Source organism: Curtobacterium sp. MCBD17_040 (assembly GCF_003234805.2).
Taxonomy (GTDB): Bacteria; Actinomycetota; Actinomycetes; order Actinomycetales; family Microbacteriaceae; genus Curtobacterium.
Map to the genome: position 1 here is coordinate 299182 of NZ_CP126273.1, position 20103 is coordinate 319284.

The following is a 20103-nucleotide window of genomic DNA, read 5'->3' on the forward strand; positions in this document are numbered from 1 at the left end:
CTCCGCCGCGGCCGGGTGCCGTGCGGGGTCGCCAGGCCCCGCACCGGCTCGACAGCGAACAGCTGAGCAGCACGCACAACTGAACATCGACAACGCAGTGCCAGAACCGATCGGCGACGAACCGACCGGGGACACCTCGGGGCGGAGGCCCGAGCACCGGTACTGCGCCACACCTCCACCGAAAACAGGAGCAGCCAGACATGGCACGTCTAGCAGGCGTCGACATCCCGCGCGAGAAGCGCGTGGAGATCGCACTCACGTACATCTACGGCGTCGGCCGTACCCGTTCCCTCCAGGCGCTCGCCGAGACCGGTATCTCGGGCGACATCCGTGTCAAGGACCTCACCGACGACCAGCTCGTCGCCCTCCGCGACTTCATCGAGGGCAACTTCAAGGTCGAGGGTGACCTCCGCCGTGAGGTGGCCGCCGACATCCGCCGCAAGGTCGAGATCGGCAGCTACGAGGGCCTCCGCCACCGTCGTGGTCTCCCGGTGCGTGGACAGCGCACCAAGACCAACGCGCGGACCCGCAAGGGCCCGAAGCGCACCGTGGCAGGCAAGAAGAAGGCCCGATAGGAGATCACCATGGCTACCCCCAAGACTGCTGCCCGCAAGCCGCGGCGCAAGGAGAAGAAGAACATCGCCGTGGGCCAGGCCCACATCAAGTCGACGTTCAACAACACGATCGTCAGCATCACCGACCCGTCGGGCGCCGTCCTGAGCTGGGCCTCGTCCGGTGCTGTCGGCTTCAAGGGCTCGCGCAAGTCCACGCCGTTCGCGGCGCAGCTCGCCGCCGAGTCGGCCGCCCGCCAGGCGCAGGAGCACGGCGTCAAGAAGGTCGACGTCTTCGTCAAGGGTCCGGGCTCGGGCCGCGAGACCGCGATCCGCTCGCTCCAGGCCGCCGGCCTCGAGGTGGGCTCGATCAACGACGTCACCCCGCAGGCGCACAACGGGTGCCGCCCGCCGAAGCGTCGTCGCGTCTGAGCTAGGAGCTCTCGGCCGCGACCGGACGCCCGCTCATCGAGCGGGGTCGACCGGTCGCGGCCATTCCTGGTCGTTCGATCGCGCACGTCGGTGCGCGTGATCACAACTCAACAGACCCGGCGAGGCCTCGGGCCCCGTCGTACCGCCAAGTGTCATATAGCGGACACTTCGCCGAAAGGAATCCACAGTGCTCATTGCACAGCGCCCCACCCTGACCGAGGAGCCGATCTCCGAGTTCCGCTCGCGGTTCATCATCGAGCCGCTCGAGCCGGGCTTCGGCTACACCCTCGGCAACTCGCTGCGCCGCACGCTCCTGTCCTCGATCCCCGGTGCCGCCGTCACCAGCATCCGCATCGACGGTGTGCTGCACGAGTTCAGCACCGTGCCGGGTGTCAAGGAGGACGTCACCGAGATCATCCTCAACATCAAGAACCTGGTCGTCTCGAGCGAGCACGACGAGCCCATCACGGCGTACCTCCGCAAGCAGGGCGCGGGCCAGGTCACGGCGGCGGACATCTCGGCTCCGGCCGGTGTCGAGATCCACAACTCGGACCTCGTCATCGCCACGCTGAACGACACCGCCCGGTTCGAGCTGGAGCTCACGATCGAGCGCGGTCGTGGGTACGTCTCGGCGACCCAGAACCGCTCCGAGTTCAGCGAGGCCGGTCAGATCCCGATCGACTCGATCTACTCGCCGGTCCTCAAGGTCACCTACCGGGTCGAGGCGACCCGTGCCGGTGAGCGCACGGACTTCGACCGTCTGGTCGTCGACGTCGAGTCGAAGCCGGCGATCACGCCTCGCGACGCCATCGCCTCCGCCGGCCGCACGCTGGTCGAGCTGTTCGGGCTCGCCCGCGAGCTCAACACGGCGGCCGAGGGCATCGAGATCGGCCCCGCGCCGGTCGACGCGGTGCTCTCGAACGAGCTGCAGACCCCGATCGAGGACCTCGACCTGTCGGTCCGCAGCTACAACTGCCTCAAGCGCGAGGGCATCAACACGGTCAGCGAGCTCGTCGCCCTCTCGGAGACGCAGCTCATGAACATCCGCAACTTCGGTCAGAAGTCGGTGGACGAGGTCAAGGACAAGCTCACCGAGCTCGGCCTGTCCCTCAAGGACACCGTTCCCGGATTCGACGGCGCCCACTTCTACAGCGGGTACGACGAGGACGAGTCCAACTGATCCCGTGCCGCTCCTGACGGAGCGCAGCACACCCACCCCCTTCCCACCACTGGAGAACTGACATGCCCAAGCCCACCAAGGGCCCCCGCCTCGGAGGCGGTCCCGCGCACGAGCGCCTGCTCCTGAGCAACCTCGCGAACGCGCTGTTCACGCACGGCCGCATCACCACGACCGAGACGAAGGCCAAGCGCCTCCGTCCCGTCGCGGAGCGTCTCGTGACGTTCGCGAAGCGTGGCGACCTGCACGCCCGCCGCAAGGTGATCAGCATCATCCGGGACAAGTCCGTCGTGCACACGCTCTTCACGGAGATCGCGCCGCAGATGGCCGACCGCCAGGGCGGTTACACCCGGATCACCAAGCTCGGCTTCCGCAAGGGCGACAACGCGCCGCTCGCGTCGATCGAGCTCGTGCTCGAGCCCGTCTCGGGCACGCCCGCTCCGGTGAACCGTCGCTCGAACCGTGCGTCCGGTTCGGCCGCAGCCGGGGCCGTGTCGACGACCGCCGCCGAGGAGGCCGCCACCGAGGAGACCACCGACGACGCCGCCGTCGCCGCGGAGACGACCGAGGCGACCGCGACCGACGCGACCGCGACCGACGCCGCTGAGGCCGAGAGCACGGACGCCGTCGCGGAGTCCGAGCCCGTCGCCGCCGAGGAGACGACCGACGCGGCCGCCGAGGTCGAGGCGGACGCCGCCAGCAAGGCCGACGAGACCGAGTAGGTCCTCGCCAGCACACCACACGGAGGGCCTCCGCAGCGATCGCTGCGGAGGCCCTCCGTCGTCGGTGGGGCCCCCGGTCCCTAGACTCGACGCGTGACCGGTCAGCCACGCGTCGCCGTCCTCGGCCCGGTGCTCGTCGAGTCCCCGGCAGGGGACCTCGATCCGCTGCCCGGCGCGCTCGCCCGGACGTTCATCGCGGTCCTCGTGCTCGCCCGGGGCAACACCGCCACGACCGAGACGCTCATCGACGAGCTCTGGGGTGACACCCCGCCGAAGGGGGCGCGCGCCGCGCTGCAGACCCTGGTGTCGCGGGTACGGCGGTCGACCGTCGAGGGCGTCGTCGCGTCGACGGGCACCGGCTACCGGTTGGCCCTGGACCCGTCGGCGCTCGACCTGGGACGGGCCGAGCAGGTCGCCGAGCGGATCTCCGACGAACTCCGGACCGATCCAGCCGGCGCGGCCCGCCGGGCATCGGCCGTGCTGGCCACGTGGCGCGGTGAGCCGGGTGCGGACCTCGAGGGACGGGTCGCCGAGGAGCTCGCGGACCGGGCGGCGACCGTGCAGCGGATCCTGCGGCGCGCCCTGGCCCAGGCGCTCTCGGCGTGCGACGACCCCGACGGCGCGGCGCGGCTGTGGGAGCAGGAAGTCGTGGCCCACCCGTTCGACGAGGCTGCGGTCGCGGGGCACATGCGGGCACTCGTCGCGGCCGGACGGGGCGCCGAGGCCCTCACGGTGTTCGCAGGACACCGCGATCGCCTGGCCGAGGAGCTCGGCGCGGACCCGTCGGCGGACCTGGTGCGGCTCAACATCGAGATCCTCCGAGCGACGTCGACGTCGGCCCGGTCCGTGCGGCGCCTCGGTCTGCGCCGATCCCCGACCACGCTCATCGGCCGGGACGCCGAGGTGGAGGCCGTCGAGCGGCTCGTCGAGGAGGAGCGGCTGGTCACGGTCCTCGGTGCCGGAGGCCTCGGCAAGACCCGGCTCGCGCAGGAGGTCGCGGGGCGCACCGCGCCCGACGTCGCCGTCGTCGTCCTCGAGCTCGCCTCGCTCACGGACGGCGCGGACATCGTCCCCGCGCTCGGCGCGGTGCTCGGGATCGCGGAACTCCGCGCCGGGCGCTCGCTCCGGGAGGTCGTGCTCGCGGACCTCCGGTCACGGGTCCTCCGGGCTCTCGGGGAAGCGCCGACCTTGCTCGTGCTCGACAACTGCGAACACGTCGTCGGGGAGGTCGCCGCACTCGTCGTCGACCTGCTCGGCGAGGTCCCGAGCCTCCGCGTGCTCACGACGTCACGTGCCCCGCTCGCGGTCCCGGGCGAGGTGGTCGCACCACTCCCGCCCCTGCCGGTCGAGGCCGACGGCGCCGCCGTCCGGCTGTTCACCGAGCGTGCCCGGGCCGCCCGGCCCGGCGCCGTGTTGCCGGTCGATGCGGTCCGTCGGATCTGCGCCCGGCTCGACGGCTCGCCGCTCGCGATCGAGCTGGCGGCGGCACGCGTCCGCGGCATGAGTGTCGACGAGATCGAGCGACGGCTCGACGACCGATTCGCCCTGCTCCGCGGAGGCGATCGGACCGCGCCCGAACGGCATCGGACGCTGCTCGCCGTGATCGAGTGGAGCTGGCGGCTCCTCGACGACGGCGCCCAGGACCTGTTGACCCGCTTGGCGCTGTTCCCGGACGGCGTCGCGGTGGAGGCGGTCGAGGCCGTCGTGCGCCCGGACCGGGTCGACACGGCGCTCGACGACCTCGCGGAGCTCGTCGAGCAGTCGCTCGTCCAGTTGACGGAGCGCGAGGGCGAGCCCGCACGCTACCGGTTGCTCGAGACGGTCCGGGAGTTCGGTGCCGCGCGGCTCACCGAGCGGGGTACGACCGAGGACGTGCGCACGGTGATGATCCGGTGGGGCGCGGCCCACGCCCTCGATCGGAACGTGCTCCTCGCCGGTCCCGGGCAGCGTCGCGTGTTCCGCGAGGTCGAACGCGAGGTCGACAACCTCGTCGCGCTCCTGCGGTGGTCGCTCGGCCGGGGTGACCGCAGGGCGATCGCGCCCATCGCCGCAGCGCTCGGGACGTACTGGTCACTCCGGGGCGTGCACGGGGAGGTCGTGGCGATCGCGCCCGACGTCGTCGCGGCGCTGGCGGGCGGCGCGCCCGACCCCGACCTGCTCCTGCCCACCGTCGTGGCCCTCACCGTCATGGGGGCGTCGTCGGCGTTCACCGACCTCCGGACGGCCGCCGTCGCCGTGTCCGCCTTGCGCCGACTGCGTCGGCAGCACGGTCCGACCGGAGTCCGGCTGGCGGATGCGCAGGCGGAGCTCTTCACCGCGATCGGACGCACCGACCTCGCGATGGCGGCCCTCGCCCGCCTCCGCGACGACGACGACCCCGAGGTCGCGTGCTTCGCCCTGACGATCAGTGCGCCCCTGGCCGAGAACGCGGGCGACGTGGCGGACGCGCTCCGCTACGCCCGCCGGGCGGAGGCGCTCGCGAGCGCCCACGGCGACCTCTGGACGGCGGGAACGGCCGACGTGTCCCGCGTGCAGCTCCTCACCCAGACCGGGCACCCCGAGGAGGCACTGGTCGCCGCGGATCGCGCACGGGAGCGACTGCAGTGGTTCGGCGCGGACGACGACCTCGCCGAGATCAGCTGGTCGATGGGCCTGGCTGCGGCTGCTGCCGGTCAGCCGGACCGGGCGCGCGCCGTCGCGGTCGACCTCGACCTGCCCCGACCGGGCGCCCGACTCGACGACGACGGACTCCAGTTCCGGACGCTCGCGTTCGCCGTCCGGGCGGAGGCCGCCCGCGCGGAGGGCGACGTGCAGACCGCGCTGGAGGAGTACGACCGCGGCTTCGCGTACGTCCGTGACCACATGAAGCAGGCACCGCAGTGGACGCTCATGGTCGCCGCGGCGCGCATCGCGATCGACCTGGAGGCCCGCGAGCGGGACGGGGGTGCACCGCGCCTCCCGGACGACGGCAGGGCGACGGAGGCGGCCCGGGTGGCCAAGGTCGGCGCGCTCGTCGCGATCCGCATCGGCGCGTGGTGGCTCGACCTGCCGGTGATCGGCGACGCGCTCATCGCGGTTGCCCTGTGGGGGGCCACCACGCAGCGCGTCGAACCGGGTCTCGTCGCGGCGATCTGGGGGACCGCCGTGCGCGTGGGAGCGCGGCAGGACCTCGCCGTGCTCCGGTACGAGCGCGTCCGGGACGTGCTCGCGCGGTGGACGGGACGGGCCGCCCTCGCGGACGCCGAAACGGCCTCGGCCGGTCTGGACCGGGCCGAGGCCGTCGCGCGGGCCCGAGCGCTGCTCGAGCAGGTCCGCGTCCCGCGGCGGGCGGAGGCTCAGGCCTTCCGCATGTAGGCGCGGACGGTCAAGGGGGCGAAGACCGCGACGACGACCGCGGCACCGACGAGCGAGAGCACGAGGTCGCTGCCCACCTGCCCGTGGTTGACGAGGTCGCGCACGGCGGTGATGAGGTGCGAGATCGGGTTCACCTCGCTGAACCACCGGAGCCAGGACGGCAGCGTGTCGGCGGGGACGAACGCGTTCGACAGGAACGTCAGCGGGAACAGGACCATGTTCGAGATGCCCGAGACGCTCGACGCGGTGCGCGCGACGACACCGAAGAACGCGAACACCCAGCTGATCGCCCAGGCGACCACGACGACGAGGAGTCCCGCGGCGACGACCGACCCCAAGCCGCCCTCGGGACGCAGGCCCATGCAGAACCCGACGACGAACGTGATGGTCGTCGCGATCGCGTAGCGGACCGTGTCGGCGAGCAGCGCTCCGGCGAGCGGGGCGATGCGGGCGATGGGCAGCGACTTGAACCGGTCGAACACGCCCTTGTCCATGTCCTCGCGGAGCTGGACGCCCGTGACGATCGACGAGGTGATGTTCGTCTGCACGAGGATGCCCGGGATGATGATCGGCAGGTAGGCCGTGACACCGCCCGCGATCGCCCCGCCGAAGATGTACGTGAACATCACGGTGAAGATGATCGGCATGAGCGTGACGTCGAAGAGCTGCTCCGGCGTGCGGCGGACCTTGATCAGTCCGCGGTAGGCCATCGTGAGCGACTGGCGCACCGTGGCCCCGAGTCCCGAACCGCCGACGCCGGGGCGCGGGGTGACGGTGCGGGGTGTGCTGGTGATGGCGGTCATGCGAGGGTCCCTTCGAGGACGCGGTCGGTGTCGCTGGTCGGGTCGTCCTGCGCGACGGGCCGACCGGTGATGGTGAGGAAGACCTCGTCGAGCGTCGGCTTCTGCACGCTCATCTCGGCGAGGGAGACGCCCGCGTCGCGGAACGCGACGAGCAGGTCGGTGACGCGGTCCGGGTCGGCCATCGGCGCGGTGATGCGGGCGCCCTCGGGTGACACGGCCGCGCCGGCCCCGAGGACCCGCTCGACGATCGCCTGCGCCGCGTCGAGCCGGGCGGCCTCCACGAGCCGGAGCTGCAGGGAGGCCGTGCCCACCGACGCCTTGAGGTCGTCCGCCGTGCCCTCGGCGACGACACGGCCCCGGTCGATGACGGCGATCCGGTCGGCGAGCTGGTCGGCCTCGTCGAGGTACTGCGTGGTGAGGAGCACGGTGGAGCCGGTCGCGACGAGCTCGCGGATCGTGTCCCACATCTGCGCACGCGTCCGGGGGTCCAGCCCGGTGGTCGGCTCGTCGAGGAAGATGAGTGGCGGTTGCGCGATGAGGCTCGCGGCGAGGTCGAGCCGCCGTCGCATCCCGCCGGAGAACGCCTTGAGCGGGCGCTTCGCGGCCTCGGTCAGTCCGAAACGCTCGAGGAGGTCCGAGGCCTTCGCCCGCGACTCGGCCCGACCGAGGCCGAGCAGTCGGGAGAAGATGACGAGGTTCTCGGTCGCGCTCAGCGTCTCGTCGACGGAGGCGTACTGCCCGGTCACGCCGATGAGCCGTCGGACCGCCTGGGCCTCGTGCCGCACGTCGTGTCCGAAGATGCGTGCCTCGCCCGCGTCGGGCTTGAGCAGCGTGGCGAGCATGCTGATGGTGGTGGTCTTGCCCGCGCCGTTCGGCCCGAGCACGCCGTACACGGTGCCCGCCTCGACCCGCAGGTCGACGCCGTCCACCGCACGGTTCTGCCCGAACGTCTTGACGAGGCCGGTCGCCTCGACGGCGAGCGTCGCCTGGTCGTTCATGGGGTGTCCTTTCGTTCGACGGTGCCCATGCTCCGGGCGGGCGCTGACGTGGCACTGACGTGGTGCTGACGCCGGTACCCTCGTCCCGTGACAGACGAGGCCGGCACCGTGCGTCTCCGGCTCGACATCGCCTACGACGGCAGCGGTTTCGCGGGATGGGCTCGGCAGCCGACCCTCCGGACGGTGCAGGGCGAACTCGAGTCCGCGCTCGAGACCGTGTTCCGGCGCTCCGGTCCGGCGCCCCGCCTCACGGTGGCGGGCCGGACGGACGCGGGCGTGCACGCGACGGGGCAGGTCGCCCACTGTGACCTCACCCCCGAACAGTGGGGGAGCCTCGCTCGACCGCACCGCGGTGCGGTCGGCCGACCCCAGCGGCTGCCGACGGACGCCCTCCTGCACCGCCTGAACGGCATCGCGGGGCTCGACAGTGACGTCGTGGTGACGGCCGTCGCGGTCGCGCCGCCGGGGTTCGACGCCCGGTTCTCCCCGGTCTGGCGACGGTACGCGTACCGCGTCGCGGACCTCGGGGCACCGCGGGACCCGCTCCGCCGCGGCCACACGCTGTGGTACCCCACGCGCCTCGACGAGGGCGCGATGGAGACGGGCGCCCTGACGCTGCTCGGCCTGCACGACTTCGCCACGTTCTGCAAGCCGCGGGAGGGCGCCACCACCATCCGAACGCTCCAGGAGTTCCGATGGCACCGCGAGCCGGACGGCGTGCTCGTGGCGTCCCTCCAGGCCGACGCGTTCTGCCACAGCATGGTGCGGGCGATGGTGGGTGCGTCGCTCGCGGTCGGCGAGGGGCGGCTCGCGCCGCACCGGCTGGCGGAGCTGCGCGAGGACGCGGTGCGCACGAGCGCGTTCAACGTCGCCCCGGCGAAGGGGCTCGTCCTCACCGAGGTCGGCTACCCGCCCGACGACGAGCTGGCGGCCCGCGCGGAGCAGACCCGGGCCCGCCGCGACCAGGACGGGCACCGGTCGGAGGCCGACCAGGCTCGACAGGTCGCCATCAGCACCGCCGCGCCCACCGCCGTCCCGGAAGGCCCCGCAGGGTCGGGTGCGGGCGCGGAGCGACGCGCGTGAGCCGGCGCAGGCCCCGGGCCGTCGTCGCGGTCGCACCGGGCGTGGTGTTCGTCGAGGGACCCGTGTCGAACTGGGTCGTGCTCGCCGAGGAGGACGGGGTCGCCCTCGTCGACGCCGGGTACCCCGCCGACGCCGGACTCGTGCTCGACACCATCCGGTACGCGGGACACGACCCGGCCGACCTGCGCCGGGTGTACGTCACGCACGGGCACGTCGACCACATCGGTGGCCTCCCCGCGATCCTGGAGGCCCACCCCGGCGTGACCGTGCTGGCCCACGCCGACGAGGTCGAGGCCGTGCGCGGGCCCGAGCGAGACCAGGCGACGCTCGGCGACATCGGTGGCCGGATCGCGGCGCCGCGGGTGCTCGGCTGGGCCGCCCGTGCCGTCCGCTCGGGTGGCCTCGACCCCGTGACCGTGCCCCCGGCCCGCGCGTTCACGGCCCGCGACTTCGACGAGCGGGCCATCGCACCCCTGCCGGCCCCCGGGCACACGCTCGGGTCGACGGCGTACCTGTTGCCCGCCGCGGACGCGCTCGTCACCGGCGACGCGGTCGTCACGCACCACGACGTGCAGCCCCGGTTGTGGTCGCCGCGGCCGCGGATGATCCCGGCCCTGTTCACCGCGGACACGGCCACCGCTGTCGAGTCGGCCGCGGCGCTGCCCCTGCCGGGGATCGTGCTGCCGGGCCACGGACCCGCCGTGCACCGGGTCGGTGACCGCTGGGTCCCGATCGGGCACTGAGTCCGTCGAGGTTTGACGGTACCGCGACGCTCCGGTAGTGTCGCCGATTGGTCTGCGCCTCGTGCGTCGGACCCGAAGTTGAGCCCTCCACCGGAGCGTTCGCCGGGCGTCGCCCCGCGGAACACCCCACCGGAGTGGGATTCACGGACACCTCACCTCGACACGAAAGCAGCACACCTGTGACTCGCACGTTCTCACCGAAGCCCGCGGACGTCCAGCCGAAGTGGCTCGTCATCGACGCCACCGACGTCGTCCTCGGCCGTCTCGCCTCGCACGCCGCGGCGCTCCTGCGCGGCAAGCACAAGGCCACCTTCGCTCCGCACATGGACATGGGTGACTTCGTCATCATCGTCAACGCCGAGAAGGTCGCCCTGACCGGCTCGAAGCTGGCGCAGAAGACGTACTACCGGCACTCCGGCTACCCGGGCGGCATCACCGCCACGACCTACCCGGAGATGCTCGAGAAGCACCCGACCCGCGCCGTCGAGAAGGCGATCCGCGGCATGCTCCCGAAGAACAGCCTCGGCCGCGCCCAGCTCAAGAAGCTCAAGGTCTACGCCGGTCCCGAGCACCCGCACGTCGCCCAGCAGCCGACGCCGTACACCCTCGACCAGGTCGCGCAGTAACGACGGCCACGCAGCAGAAGACACAGGACTCCACACTCATGGCTCAGATCGCAGACTCCATCGACCAGACCCCGTCGAGCTTCAGCACCGAGAGCGCCCCGGCGACCTCGGAGGCGGCTCCTCGTCAGATCCTCAACGTCTCCGGCGCGGCCGTCGGTCGCCGCAAGGAGGCCATCGCCCGCGTGCGCCTCGTCCCCGGCGCCGGCACGTTCTCGGTGAACGGCCGCTCGCTCGAGGACTACTTCCCGAACAAGCTCCACCAGCAGCTCATCAACGACCCGTTCAAGGTCCTCGAGCTCATCGGTTCGTACGACGTCACCGCCCGCATCACCGGTGGAGGCCCCTCGGGCCAGGCCGGCGCGCTGCGTCTGGCGATCGCCCGGGCGCTCAACGAGATCGACCGCGAGAACAACCGCGCCACGCTCAAGAAGGCGGGCTTCCTCACCCGTGACGCCCGCGTCATCGAGCGCAAGAAGGCCGGTCTCAAGAAGGCCCGTAAGGCGTCGCAGTTCTCGAAGCGCTGATCGCGCTTCGGACGGCATCACCGTGCCACGTCTGTTCGGAACGGACGGTGTTCGTGGTCTCGCCAACGGCGAGCTGACGGCCGCGCTCGCACTGGGCCTCGCCCAGGCGAGCGCGGCCGTGCTCACGCACGGACACCACGCGGACGCACGTCGTGCGTCCGGTCGGCCGCGTCCCATCGCGGTCCTGGCGCGCGATCCGCGCGTCTCCGGGGAGTTCCTGGGCGCGGCCGTCGCGGCCGGCCTGGCGAGCGCCGGCGTCGACGTCCTCGACGCCGGGGTCATCCCCACCCCCGCGGCGGCGTTCCTCGTCGCCGACATCGACGCGGACTTCGGCGTGATGGTCTCCGCGTCCCACAACCCGGCGCCCGACAACGGGATCAAGTTCTTCGCCGCCGGCGGCCGGAAGCTCCCCGACGAGGTCGAGGACCGCATCGAGGCAGCGATCGGGAGCGCCGAGGTCCCGGTGCCCACGGGCGCCGACGTCGGGCGGATCACCCGCTTCGCCGACGCCGAGGACCGCTACGTCGTCCACCTGCTGAGCACCCTGCCCGCGCGGCTCGACGGCATCCACGTCGTCCTCGACTGCGCGAACGGGGCCGCGGCCGCGGTGTCGCCCGAGGTGTTCGTCAACGCCGGCGCGCGGATCACCCTCATCGGTGCGGACCCGGACGGCGTCAACATCAACGACGGCGTCGGGTCGACCCACATCGACAACCTCGCCCGCGCGGTGCTCGAAGCCGGCGCGGACGTCGGGATCGCCCACGACGGCGACGCCGACCGGTGCCTGGCGGTCGACGCCGAGGGCAACGCGATCGACGGCGACCAGATCATGGCGATCCTCGCGCTGTCCCTCAAGGAGCGCGGCCGGTTGCAGGACGACACGCTCGTGGCCACGGTCATGAGCAACCTCGGTCTCCGCCGGGCGATGGCCGAGAACGGCATCGCGGTGCTCGAGACCGCCGTGGGCGACCGGTACGTGCTCGAGAAGATGGTCGAGGGCGGGTACTCGCTCGGCGGCGAGCAGTCGGGCCACATCATCTTCAACGAGTTCGCCACGACCGGCGACGGCATCCTGACCGGGCTCCACCTGGTCGCCGAGATGGCCCGCACGGGCAAGACCCTGGCCGAACTGGCCGCCTGCATGACCGTGTTCCCGCAGGTGCTCGTCAACGTGCGCGGTGTCGACCGGCACGGCCTCGACGACGCCGGTGTCCAGCGCGCCATCGCGGGCGCGGAGGCAGCGCTCGGTGACACCGGGCGGGTCCTGCTCCGGCCGTCGGGCACCGAACCCGTGGTCCGGGTGATGGTCGAGGCGGCGGACCAGGCGACCGCGGAGCGCGTCGCCAACGAGCTCGCCGCGGTCGTGCACGACCGGCTCGGACTCGACGCGGCCTGATCACGGGCGGGAGGCGCGGTGCGGATCGGACCCGCACCGCGCCTCCCGGTCGTGTCCGGGTGGTGCGTCAGATCTTGCGGAGCAGCACGCTCGAGACGGAGTGGTCCGCACCCTTCTTGAGCACGAGCGTCGCGCGGGATCGCGTCGGCAGGACGTTCTCGAGGAGGTTCGGCTCGTTGATGCTCCGCCAGACGTCCGTCGCGGTGCGGACGGCGTCCTCGTGGGAGAGCGTCGCGAAGCGGTGGAAGAACGAGTTCGGGTCCGCGAAGGCCGCCTGCTGCAGGGCGAGGAAGCGGTCGACGTACCAGGACTCGATGTCGCGGGTCTTCGCGTCGACGTAGATCGTGAAGTCGAAGAGGTCCGACAGTGCCAGGCCGCCGTTGACGGGTGGTGCGAGCACCGTGAGCCCCTCGACGATGAGCACGTCGGGCTGGCGGACGACGATCTCGGCGTCGGGCACGATGTCGTACTGCAGATGTGAGTAGAACGGCGCGCGGACCTCGGCCGCACCGCTCTTGACCTGGCTGACGAAGCGCAGCAAGGCGCGGCGGTCGTAGGACTCGGGGAACCCCTTGCGGTCCATGATCCCGCGGCGCTCGAGCTCCGCGTTCGGGTAGAGGAAGCCGTCGGTCGTCACGAGTTCGACCCGCGGGGTGTCCTCCCACCGCTTCGTCAGCTCGCGGAGCAGCCGCGCGACGGTCGACTTGCCCACCGCGACGGACCCCGCGACGCCGATCACGAAGGGCGTGCGTGACGCTCGCTCGCCGAGGAACCCGCTCGTGGCGGCGTGGAGGCTCCGGGCGCCCGCCGCGTAGAGGTTGAGCAGCCGGGACAGCGGGAGGTAGACCTGTTGCACCTCGTCCATGTCGAGCCGGTCGCCGAGCCCGCGGAGCTGGACGATCTCGGTCTCGGTGAGCGCGAGGTGCTGGGAGGGTGCGAGGGCGGACCACTCGGGGCGGTCGATCTCGACGAAGGGCGTCGGGTGGGCGACGGTCTCCGCGTGGGCGTTGGCCATGAGGACGAGGGTAGACGAGAGGATGGTGCAGTCTCCGAGCCGACGCGGTGTGGACGACGTGCTGTCCGCAGCGGGTGGACCGGATCACAGCGCCGCGGGAGACCCTGAGCGCACAGCCGGCGCTCGCCGGCGTCGCGATCCTCGTGATGGCGGTCGTCATCCCCACCGCACTGGCCCTGGGCCTCCACGCGGAACTCCGTCTCGAGGCGCCACCCGTGCAGTGGTGGGGCGCGCCTCCCGCAACGAACCGGCCGGCCCCTGCGCAGGCTCCGCGCACTCCCTCCGCCGTCTACACCCCGCCCCAGGCCTCGTCGAAGTGACCGAGTGCGTCGCTCACCTGGGCGTACTGCTGTCTGTTGTCTGAGTAGGGTCGGCCGCATGGAATACCGTCATCTGGGCAACACGGGACTGCAGGTCTCCACGATCAGCCTCGGCACGATGGGGTTCGCCGGCACCGGCTGGGCGAGTCCGGTCGGCCACATCGACGTCGATGGGGCACGCCGGCAGATCGACATCGCGCGCGACGCGGGCGTCAACCTCATCGACACGGCTGACGTCTACTCCGACGGCGCGTCCGAGGAGATCCTCGGCCAGGCGCTGGGCAGCGCGCGTGAGGACGTGCTCATCGCCACGAAGGTCCGCGGGGGCATGGGGCCCGGACCGAACGACGGCGGACTGTCCCGCCACCACATCGTCAAGGCCGCCGAGGACAGCCTCCGTCGGCTCGGTACCGACCACATCGACATCTACCAGCTGCACGGCTGGGACGGCTCGACGCCCCTCGAGGAGACGCTGAGCGCGCTGGACGACCTCGTCCGGTCGGGCAAGGTGCGGTACATCGGTGCGTCGAACTTCTCCGGATGGCACCTCATGAAGGCGATGTGGGCCTCCGACAAGCACCACCTGGAGCATTTCGCGAGCCAGCAGATCTACTACTCGCTGCAGTCCCGCGACGCTGAGAACGAGCTCGTGCCGATCACGCTCGACCAGGGCATCGGCATCCTCGTCTGGAGTCCGCTCGCGGGCGGGCTGCTCACCGGCAAGTACCGTCGCGGTCAGGACGTGCCCGAGGGTTCGCGGCGCTTCGAGGGCTGGACCGAGCCGCCCATCGACGACGAGGACCGCCTGTACGACACGATCGAGGTGCTCGTCGACATCGCCGAGCAGCGGGGCGTCACCGCGACGCAGGTCGGTCTGGCCTGGACGCTCGCGAAGCCGGGGGTCACGTCGGCGATCGTCGGCGCGCGGACCGAGGAGCAGCTCACCGACAGCCTCGGAGCGGCGGACGTCCAGCTCTCCGCGGACGAGATCGCCCGCCTCGACGACGCGAGCGCGACCCCGCTGCAGTACCCGTACTGGCACCAGGCGAACACGGCGGACGGTCGGTCGAGCGCGGCCGACCTCAGCCTCATCGGGCGACACCTGCACCAGGACTGACCGCCGATCGGTCCGAGGCCCCGCACGCCACCGAGCGTGCGGGGCCTCGCCCGGGCTCAGGCGGGGAGCGCGGCCTCGATCACGGCGACGATCGCCGGGTCGTCCGGCACGGTGGTGGGCCGGAACCGGTGGACGGCGCCGTCCGGCGTCACGACGAACTTCTCGAAGTTCCACGTCACCCGTCCGGCCTTGCCGTTCGCGTCCGGGGTCTGCTTGAGCTCCTGGTACAGCGGATGGGCGCCGCGGCCGTTCACCTTGACCTTCTCGGACATCGGGAACGTGACGCCCCAGGTGGTGCTGCAGTACTCCTCGATGGCCTCGGACGACCCGAGCTCCTGCAGGAACTGGTTGCTCGGGAACCCGAGGACGGTGAACCCACGGTCGCCGTACCGGCGCTGGAGTTCCTCGAGCTGCTCGTACTGCGGCGCGAGGCCGCATCGGGAGGCCACGTTCACCACGAGGACGACCTTGTCGGTGAACGCGCCGAAGGTGGTCTGCTCGCCCTGGAGCGTGGTGATCGGGATGTCGGTGAGGGTCACGGGCCGAAGCTAGACCCGGCAGCTGGGCGCCGTGCGTGTCCCGGGACCGGCGACCGGCAGGGCGATCGCGCGACGCCCGTGCGGCGGGCTCCCGGCCGCGCACCCCATAGGATCGAGCGCATGTGTGGCATCGTCGGGTACGTCGGCAACGGCAGCAGTCTGGAGGTCCTCCTCGGCGGACTGGGTCGGCTCGAGTACCGGGGGTACGACTCCGCGGGCGTCGCCGTGATCGACGCCGCGGGCGACCTCGAGTCGCGCAAGCGGGCCGGCAAGCTGCAGGTCCTCAAGGACGACCTGCAGGCCGACCCGATGACGGACGGCCGCACGGGCATCGGCCACACGCGATGGGCGACGCACGGCGGCCCGACCGATGGCAACGCCCACCCGCACCTGGCCGACGGTGGCAAGTTGGCGCTCATCCACAACGGCATCATCGAGAACTTCGCCCGGCTCAAGGACGAGCTCCTGGCCGAGGGTGTGACCTTCCACAGCGAGACGGACAGCGAGGTCGCGGCCCACCTGGTCGCGCGGGAGTTCCGTGCCGGCCACGACCTGACCGAGGCGATGCGGCGGACGGTCGCCCGACTCGACGGCGCCTTCACGCTGCTCGTCGTGCACGCGGACGAGCCGGACGTCGTGGTCGGCGCCCGCCGCAACTCGCCCCTGGTGGTCGGCCTGGGCGACGGTGAGAACTTCCTCGGCTCGGACGTCGCGGCCTTCGTGTCGCACACCAAGCGCGCGCTGGCGATCGGGCAGGACGAGATCGTCACGATCCGCCCCGACGCCGTGACGGTGATCGGGTTCGACGGCACGCCCGCGACCGCGAGCGAGTTCGAGGTGTCGTGGGACGCGTCCGCAGCCGAGAAGGGCGGCTGGTCGAGCTTCATGGCGAAGGAGATCAGCGAGGAGCCCGAGGCGGTCGCGAACACGCTGCTCGGCCGCGTGCACGACGGCGCCGTGACCCTGACGGACCTCGAGCCGATCGCGGACCGGCTCGCCCAGGTCGACCGCGTCATCGTGATCGCCTGTGGCACTGCGGCATACGCCGGGATCCTCGGCAAGTACGCGATCGAGCAGTGGGCGCGGGTCCCGGTCGAGGTCGAGCTCGCGCACGAGTTCCGGTACCGCGACCCGGTGCTCGACGAGCGGACCCTCGTCGTGTCGATCAGCCAGTCCGGCGAGACGATGGACACCCTGATGGCGGTCAAGTACGCCCGTGAGCAGGGTGCCCGCACGCTGTCCATCTGCAACACCCAGGGCGCGACGATCCCGCGCGAGTCCGATGCCGTGCTGTACACGCACGCGGGCCCCGAGGTCGCCGTGGCCTCGACGAAGGCGTTCCTGGCGCAGGGCGTCGCGCTGTACCTGCTCGGCCTGCACCTCGCGACGCTCCGGGGCACGCTCACGCCGGAGCAGGTCGCGGCGCAGGTCGCGGAGCTCGACGCGCTCCCGGCCAAGCTGCAGCAGACGATCGAGGACGCCGCCTCGGTGACCGAGCTCGCGCGCTGGATGGCGGACACCCGGAGCGTGTTGTTCCTCGGGCGCCACGTCGGCTACCCCATCGCCCTCGAGGGGGCGCTCAAGCTCAAGGAACTCGCGTACATCCACGCCGAGGGCTTCGCCGCGGGCGAGCTCAAGCACGGCCCGATCGCGCTCATCGAACCGGGGCAGATCGTGTTCGTCATCGTGCCGAGCCCCCGCGACGAGCGGTCGCTCCACCCGAAGGTCGTCTCGAACATCCAGGAGATCCGGGCCCGTGGCGCGCGGGTCATCGCGATCGCGGAAGAGGGCGACGCGGCCGTCCTGCCCTACGCCGACGAGGTCCTGCGCATCCCGCTGGCGACGCCGCTGTTCGAGCCGCTCCTGGCGGTCGCGCCGCTGCACATGTTCGGGATGGAACTGGCGGCGGCCAAGGGGCTCGACGTGGACCAGCCCCGCAACCTCGCCAAGTCGGTGACCGTCGAGTAGTCCCGTGATCATCGGCATCGGTGTCGACGTCGTGGACCTCGCTCGGTTCGCCGGGGTCCTCGAGCGCACGCCCGCGCTCCGGCGTCGCCTGTTCACGCCGGCGGAGCTGCTGCGGGACGGCGAGCCCCGCCCCACCGCCTCGCTCGCCGCCCGCTTCGCGGCCAAGGAGGCCCTGATCAAGGCGTTCGGCACGAGTGCGGGACTGAGCTGGCAGGAACTCGAGGTCGTCGCGGACGACCAGCGTGCACCGTCGCTGACCCTGCACGCGGGGGCCCAGGCGGTGGCCGACGCGCGTGGCGTGACGGCCGTCCATCTGTCACTGTCGCACGATGGACCGATCGCGACGGCGTTCGTCGTCATCGAAGGGAACTGAGGAGTTGACCGACCATACGTGGAGGCCGCGCGGGAGCGCGCGGCCGACCCAGCACGCCGGGGCCGAACCGTGCCTCCCGTCCGTGGTGGTGACCCGGTGAGCGCGTTCACCGGCGTCACCGTCGACCGGGAGGCCCTGATCGCCAACTACGCGACGCTCGCCGAGCGGGTGGCACCGGCGGGTGTGATCGCGGTCGTCAAGGCCGACGGGTACGGGCACGGCGCCGTCGAGGCGGCACGCGCCTTCGTCGACGCGGGCGCGGAGTGGCTCGGCGTCGCGGACGTCGACGAGGCCCTCGCGCTCCGGCGCGCCGGCATCGACGTGCGGATCCTCGCGTGGCTGCACGCCCCGGACGAGGACTTCGTGCGCGCCGCGTCCGAGGGCATCACGCCGGCCGTCTCGTCGGTCGAGCAGCTCGCCGCGGCAGCCGGCGCGGAGGTGCCCGCGGTCCACCTCGTCCTCGACACCGGCCTGAGCCGCAACGGCGCCGTCGAGTCCGAGTGGCCCGAGCTCTTCGCCGCTGCCGCCGCGCTGCCGCGGACACGGGTGGAGGGCGTCATGTCGCACCTGGCCAACGCGTCCCGCGAGGACGACCTCGCCCAGGACGCCGCCCTCGAGCGGGCGCTCTCGGTGCTCGCCGCCCACGGGATCGTGCCCGAGGTCGTCCACCTCGCGGCGAGCGCGGCGTCGATCGCGGTGCCCGAGACGCGACGCGACCTGGCCCGGATCGGCCTGTCCCTGTACGGCCTGAGCCCGTTCGCGGACCGGACGTCCGCCGAGCTCGGACTCCGCCCGGCGATGACGGTCACGGCGTCGGTCCTCCGGACGATCCGGGTGCCGGCGGGGCACGGTGTCTCGTACGGCTACACCCACCGCACCGAGCGCGAGACGACGCTCGCGATCATCGGACTCGGCTACGCGGACGGCTTCGACCGTGGCTTCGGCAACCGGGTGTCGGTGTCGATCAGCGGCCGACGCTTCCCGGTGGTCGGCCGCGTGGCGATGAACGCGATGCACATCGACGTCGGCGACGCGGAGGTCGCGGCGGGCGACGAGGTCGTCCTCTGGGGCGACCCGGCCACCGGGGTGCCGTCCGTCGAGGAATGGGCGGCCGCCATCGGCACGATCAACTACGAGGTGGTCGCACGACTCGGCCCCCTCCTGGCGAGGAGGACGACGTGAGCGCGCCGCTCCGCGAGGCCGTCGTCGACCTCGATGCGTACCGGGCCAACATCGACCTCCTGCGGTCGTGGATGGACCCGGTCGAGGTCATGGTGGTCCTCAAGGCCGACGGGTACGGACACGGCATGGTGCCCCTCGCGCTCACCGCGGTCGACGCGGGCGTCCGCTGGCTCGGGGTGCTCACGGTCGAGGCAGCCCTGCGGCTGCGCTCGGTCGGTGTCGGCGAGGACGTCCGGTTGTTCGCCTGGCAGCACGACCCGGACCTCGACCCCCGGGACGCCGTGGACTCCGGTGTCGACCTCGGGGTGTCGAACGTGGCCGAGCTCGACCGGATCGTCGCGGCCGTGACCCAGCGGCCGGCGCGCGTGCACCTCGGCGTCGACACGGGCCTCCACCGCGACGGCGCGACGCCGGACCGGTGGCCTGCGCTCGTCGAACGTGCCCGCGACGCCCAGCGCGCCGGTGCGATCGAGGTCGTCGCCGCGTACACGCACCTCGCGGAGGCGTCCGACGACGACGACGCCGCGGCGGTCGCCGTGTTCACCGAGGCGGTCGACGCCGCCGCGGGACTCGGGCTCGAGCTGCCGATCCGGCACGTCGCCGCCAGCCTCGCCGGCCTCGAGCGGCCCGAGTTCCGGCACGACATGGTCCGCATGGGGGCGAACACGTACGGCATCCCCGGCGCGGACGGCGTCACCGCGGCGGACCTCGGGCTCACCCCCGTGATGACGCTCACGGCGTCGGTCGCGAAGGTCAAGCGGGTCCCCGTCGGCACGGGTGTCTCGTACGACTACACGTACCGGACCGCCGCCGAGACCACGCTCGCCCTCGTGCCCGTCGGCTACGCGGACGGCGTGCCCCGGCGCGCCCAGGGACGGGTCGAGGTCACGATCGGCGGCGTCCGCTACCCGATCGCGGGGCGGGTGGCGATGGACCAGTTCCTCGTCGACGTCGGGGACGACGACGTCCGTGTGGGCGACACGGTCGTGTTGTTCGGCACGGGCGAGCGCGGCGAGTCGACGATCCTCGAGTGGGCCGCGGGGCTCGACACGATCGGCGAGGAGCTCGCCTGCCGGATCGGCGGACGCGTGCCACGGCGCTACTCCGGGCGGCACGCCGAGGAGTTCAGCCAGCGTGCCGCCGTCCTGAACCGCAGTGCGGGTGGCCGACCGTGACCGTG

20 protein-coding genes are annotated in these 20103 nt (G+C 72.2%); 16 read left to right on the top strand and 4 right to left on the bottom strand.

The genetic code is table 11. The features are described 5' to 3' along the window. The first annotated feature begins 200 nt into the window (after positions 1-200). The 5 genes from rpsM (at position 201) to DEI94_RS01495 (ending at position 6236) form a co-directional block, all read left to right on the top strand. Complete coding sequence (rpsM, locus tag DEI94_RS01475; RefSeq protein WP_111009826.1) at positions 201-575, top strand: 30S ribosomal protein S13; 375 nt, start codon at positions 201-203, stop codon at positions 573-575. Between the two features lie 9 nt (positions 576-584). Continuing rightward, positions 585-983, top strand: coding sequence for a 30S ribosomal protein S11 (rpsK, locus tag DEI94_RS01480; protein WP_055950867.1), 399 nt, complete (start codon positions 585-587; stop codon positions 981-983). 187 nt (positions 984-1170) lie between these two features. After that, complete coding sequence (locus DEI94_RS01485) at positions 1171-2163, top strand: DNA-directed RNA polymerase subunit alpha (RefSeq protein ID WP_111009825.1); 993 nt, start codon at positions 1171-1173, stop codon at positions 2161-2163. A 62-nt stretch (positions 2164-2225) separates the two neighbouring features. Beyond that, the gene (gene rplQ / locus DEI94_RS01490) at positions 2226-2882 is read left to right on the top strand and encodes a 50S ribosomal protein L17 (protein WP_111027361.1); all 657 of its coding nucleotides are present in this window, start codon (positions 2226-2228) and stop codon (positions 2880-2882) included. 93 nt (positions 2883-2975) lie between these two features. Beyond that, positions 2976-6236 carry an AfsR/SARP family transcriptional regulator gene (locus DEI94_RS01495; protein ID WP_111027360.1) on the top strand — a complete coding sequence of 1087 codons (3261 nt, stop codon included), beginning with the start codon at positions 2976-2978 and terminating at the stop codon, positions 6234-6236. On the opposite strand, the gene DEI94_RS01500 is transcribed toward DEI94_RS01495, so the two are convergent. Next, positions 6218-7039: an ABC transporter permease gene (locus DEI94_RS01500; RefSeq protein WP_111027359.1), complete on the bottom strand. Its 822-nt coding sequence runs from the start codon at positions 7037-7039 to the stop codon at positions 6218-6220. The genes DEI94_RS01495 and DEI94_RS01500 overlap by 19 nt on opposite strands. Continuing rightward, positions 7036-8037 carry an ATP-binding cassette domain-containing protein gene (locus DEI94_RS01505; RefSeq protein ID WP_111012137.1) on the bottom strand — a complete coding sequence of 334 codons (1002 nt, stop codon included), beginning with the start codon at positions 8035-8037 and terminating at the stop codon, positions 7036-7038. Before DEI94_RS01505 ends, DEI94_RS01500 begins: the two co-directional genes overlap by 4 nt. An 87-nt stretch (positions 8038-8124) precedes the next feature. Between DEI94_RS01505 and truA the strand changes: the two genes are divergently transcribed. The 5 genes from truA (at position 8125) to glmM (ending at position 12409) form a co-directional block, all read left to right on the top strand. Then, positions 8125-9120, top strand: a complete 996-nt coding sequence (gene truA, locus DEI94_RS01510; RefSeq protein WP_111027358.1) for a tRNA pseudouridine(38-40) synthase TruA — start codon at positions 8125-8127, stop codon at positions 9118-9120. Beyond that, the gene (locus tag DEI94_RS01515) at positions 9117-9863 is read left to right on the top strand and encodes an MBL fold metallo-hydrolase (RefSeq protein WP_111027357.1); all 747 of its coding nucleotides are present in this window, start codon (positions 9117-9119) and stop codon (positions 9861-9863) included. The genes truA and DEI94_RS01515 overlap by 4 nt, the downstream gene beginning before the upstream one ends. Positions 9864-10042: 179 nt before the next feature. Continuing rightward, a complete protein-coding gene (gene rplM / locus DEI94_RS01520; protein ID WP_111009818.1) occupies positions 10043-10489 on the top strand; it encodes a 50S ribosomal protein L13 in 447 nt (148 codons plus the stop codon). A gap of 38 nt (positions 10490-10527) precedes the next feature. Then, positions 10528-11013: a 30S ribosomal protein S9 gene (rpsI, locus tag DEI94_RS01525; protein ID WP_111009817.1), complete on the top strand. Its 486-nt coding sequence runs from the start codon at positions 10528-10530 to the stop codon at positions 11011-11013. Positions 11014-11035: 22 nt separating this feature from the next. Then, entirely contained in the window at positions 11036-12409 is a 1374-nt protein-coding gene (gene glmM, locus DEI94_RS01530) for a phosphoglucosamine mutase (protein WP_111027356.1), read from the top strand. A 67-nt stretch (positions 12410-12476) separates the two neighbouring features. Here the strand turns inward: glmM and coaA are convergent, their stop codons facing one another. Beyond that, positions 12477-13424, bottom strand: a complete 948-nt coding sequence (coaA, locus tag DEI94_RS01535; RefSeq protein ID WP_111009815.1) for a type I pantothenate kinase — start codon at positions 13422-13424, stop codon at positions 12477-12479. A 74-nt stretch (positions 13425-13498) separates the two neighbouring features. On the opposite strand from coaA, the gene DEI94_RS01540 reads away from it, so the two are divergent. Together DEI94_RS01540 and DEI94_RS01545 are read left to right on the top strand one after the other, a co-directional pair. Further along, positions 13499-13744, top strand: a complete 246-nt coding sequence (locus DEI94_RS01540) for a hypothetical protein (RefSeq protein ID WP_111012141.1) — start codon at positions 13499-13501, stop codon at positions 13742-13744. A 58-nt stretch (positions 13745-13802) separates the two neighbouring features. Then, positions 13803-14861 (top strand): aldo/keto reductase, encoded by a 1059-nt coding sequence (locus DEI94_RS01545; protein ID WP_111027355.1) that lies wholly within the window; start codon positions 13803-13805, stop codon positions 14859-14861. A gap of 56 nt (positions 14862-14917) precedes the next feature. Here DEI94_RS01545 and DEI94_RS01550 read toward each other — a convergent pair whose 3' ends face one another. Continuing rightward, complete coding sequence (locus tag DEI94_RS01550) at positions 14918-15400, bottom strand: glutathione peroxidase (RefSeq protein ID WP_111009812.1); 483 nt, start codon at positions 15398-15400, stop codon at positions 14918-14920. A 120-nt stretch (positions 15401-15520) separates the two neighbouring features. On the opposite strand from DEI94_RS01550, the gene glmS reads away from it, so the two are divergent. From glmS to alr (DEI94_RS01570), 4 genes are all read left to right on the top strand, one after another. After that, on the top strand, positions 15521-17368 hold the full coding sequence (glmS, locus tag DEI94_RS01555) for a glutamine--fructose-6-phosphate transaminase (isomerizing) (protein WP_111027354.1): 1848 nt from the start codon (positions 15521-15523) through the stop codon (positions 17366-17368). A 4-nt stretch (positions 17369-17372) separates the two neighbouring features. Next, on the top strand, positions 17373-17741 hold the full coding sequence (locus DEI94_RS01560) for a holo-ACP synthase (protein WP_111012143.1): 369 nt from the start codon (positions 17373-17375) through the stop codon (positions 17739-17741). A gap of 96 nt (positions 17742-17837) precedes the next feature. After that, the gene (gene alr, locus DEI94_RS01565; RefSeq protein ID WP_111027369.1) at positions 17838-18923 is read left to right on the top strand and encodes an alanine racemase; all 1086 of its coding nucleotides are present in this window, start codon (positions 17838-17840) and stop codon (positions 18921-18923) included. After that, positions 18920-20098, top strand: coding sequence for an alanine racemase (alr, locus tag DEI94_RS01570; RefSeq protein ID WP_258378055.1), 1179 nt, complete (start codon positions 18920-18922; stop codon positions 20096-20098). The genes alr (DEI94_RS01565) and alr (DEI94_RS01570) overlap by 4 nt, the downstream gene beginning before the upstream one ends. Positions 20099-20103 lie beyond the last annotated feature (5 nt).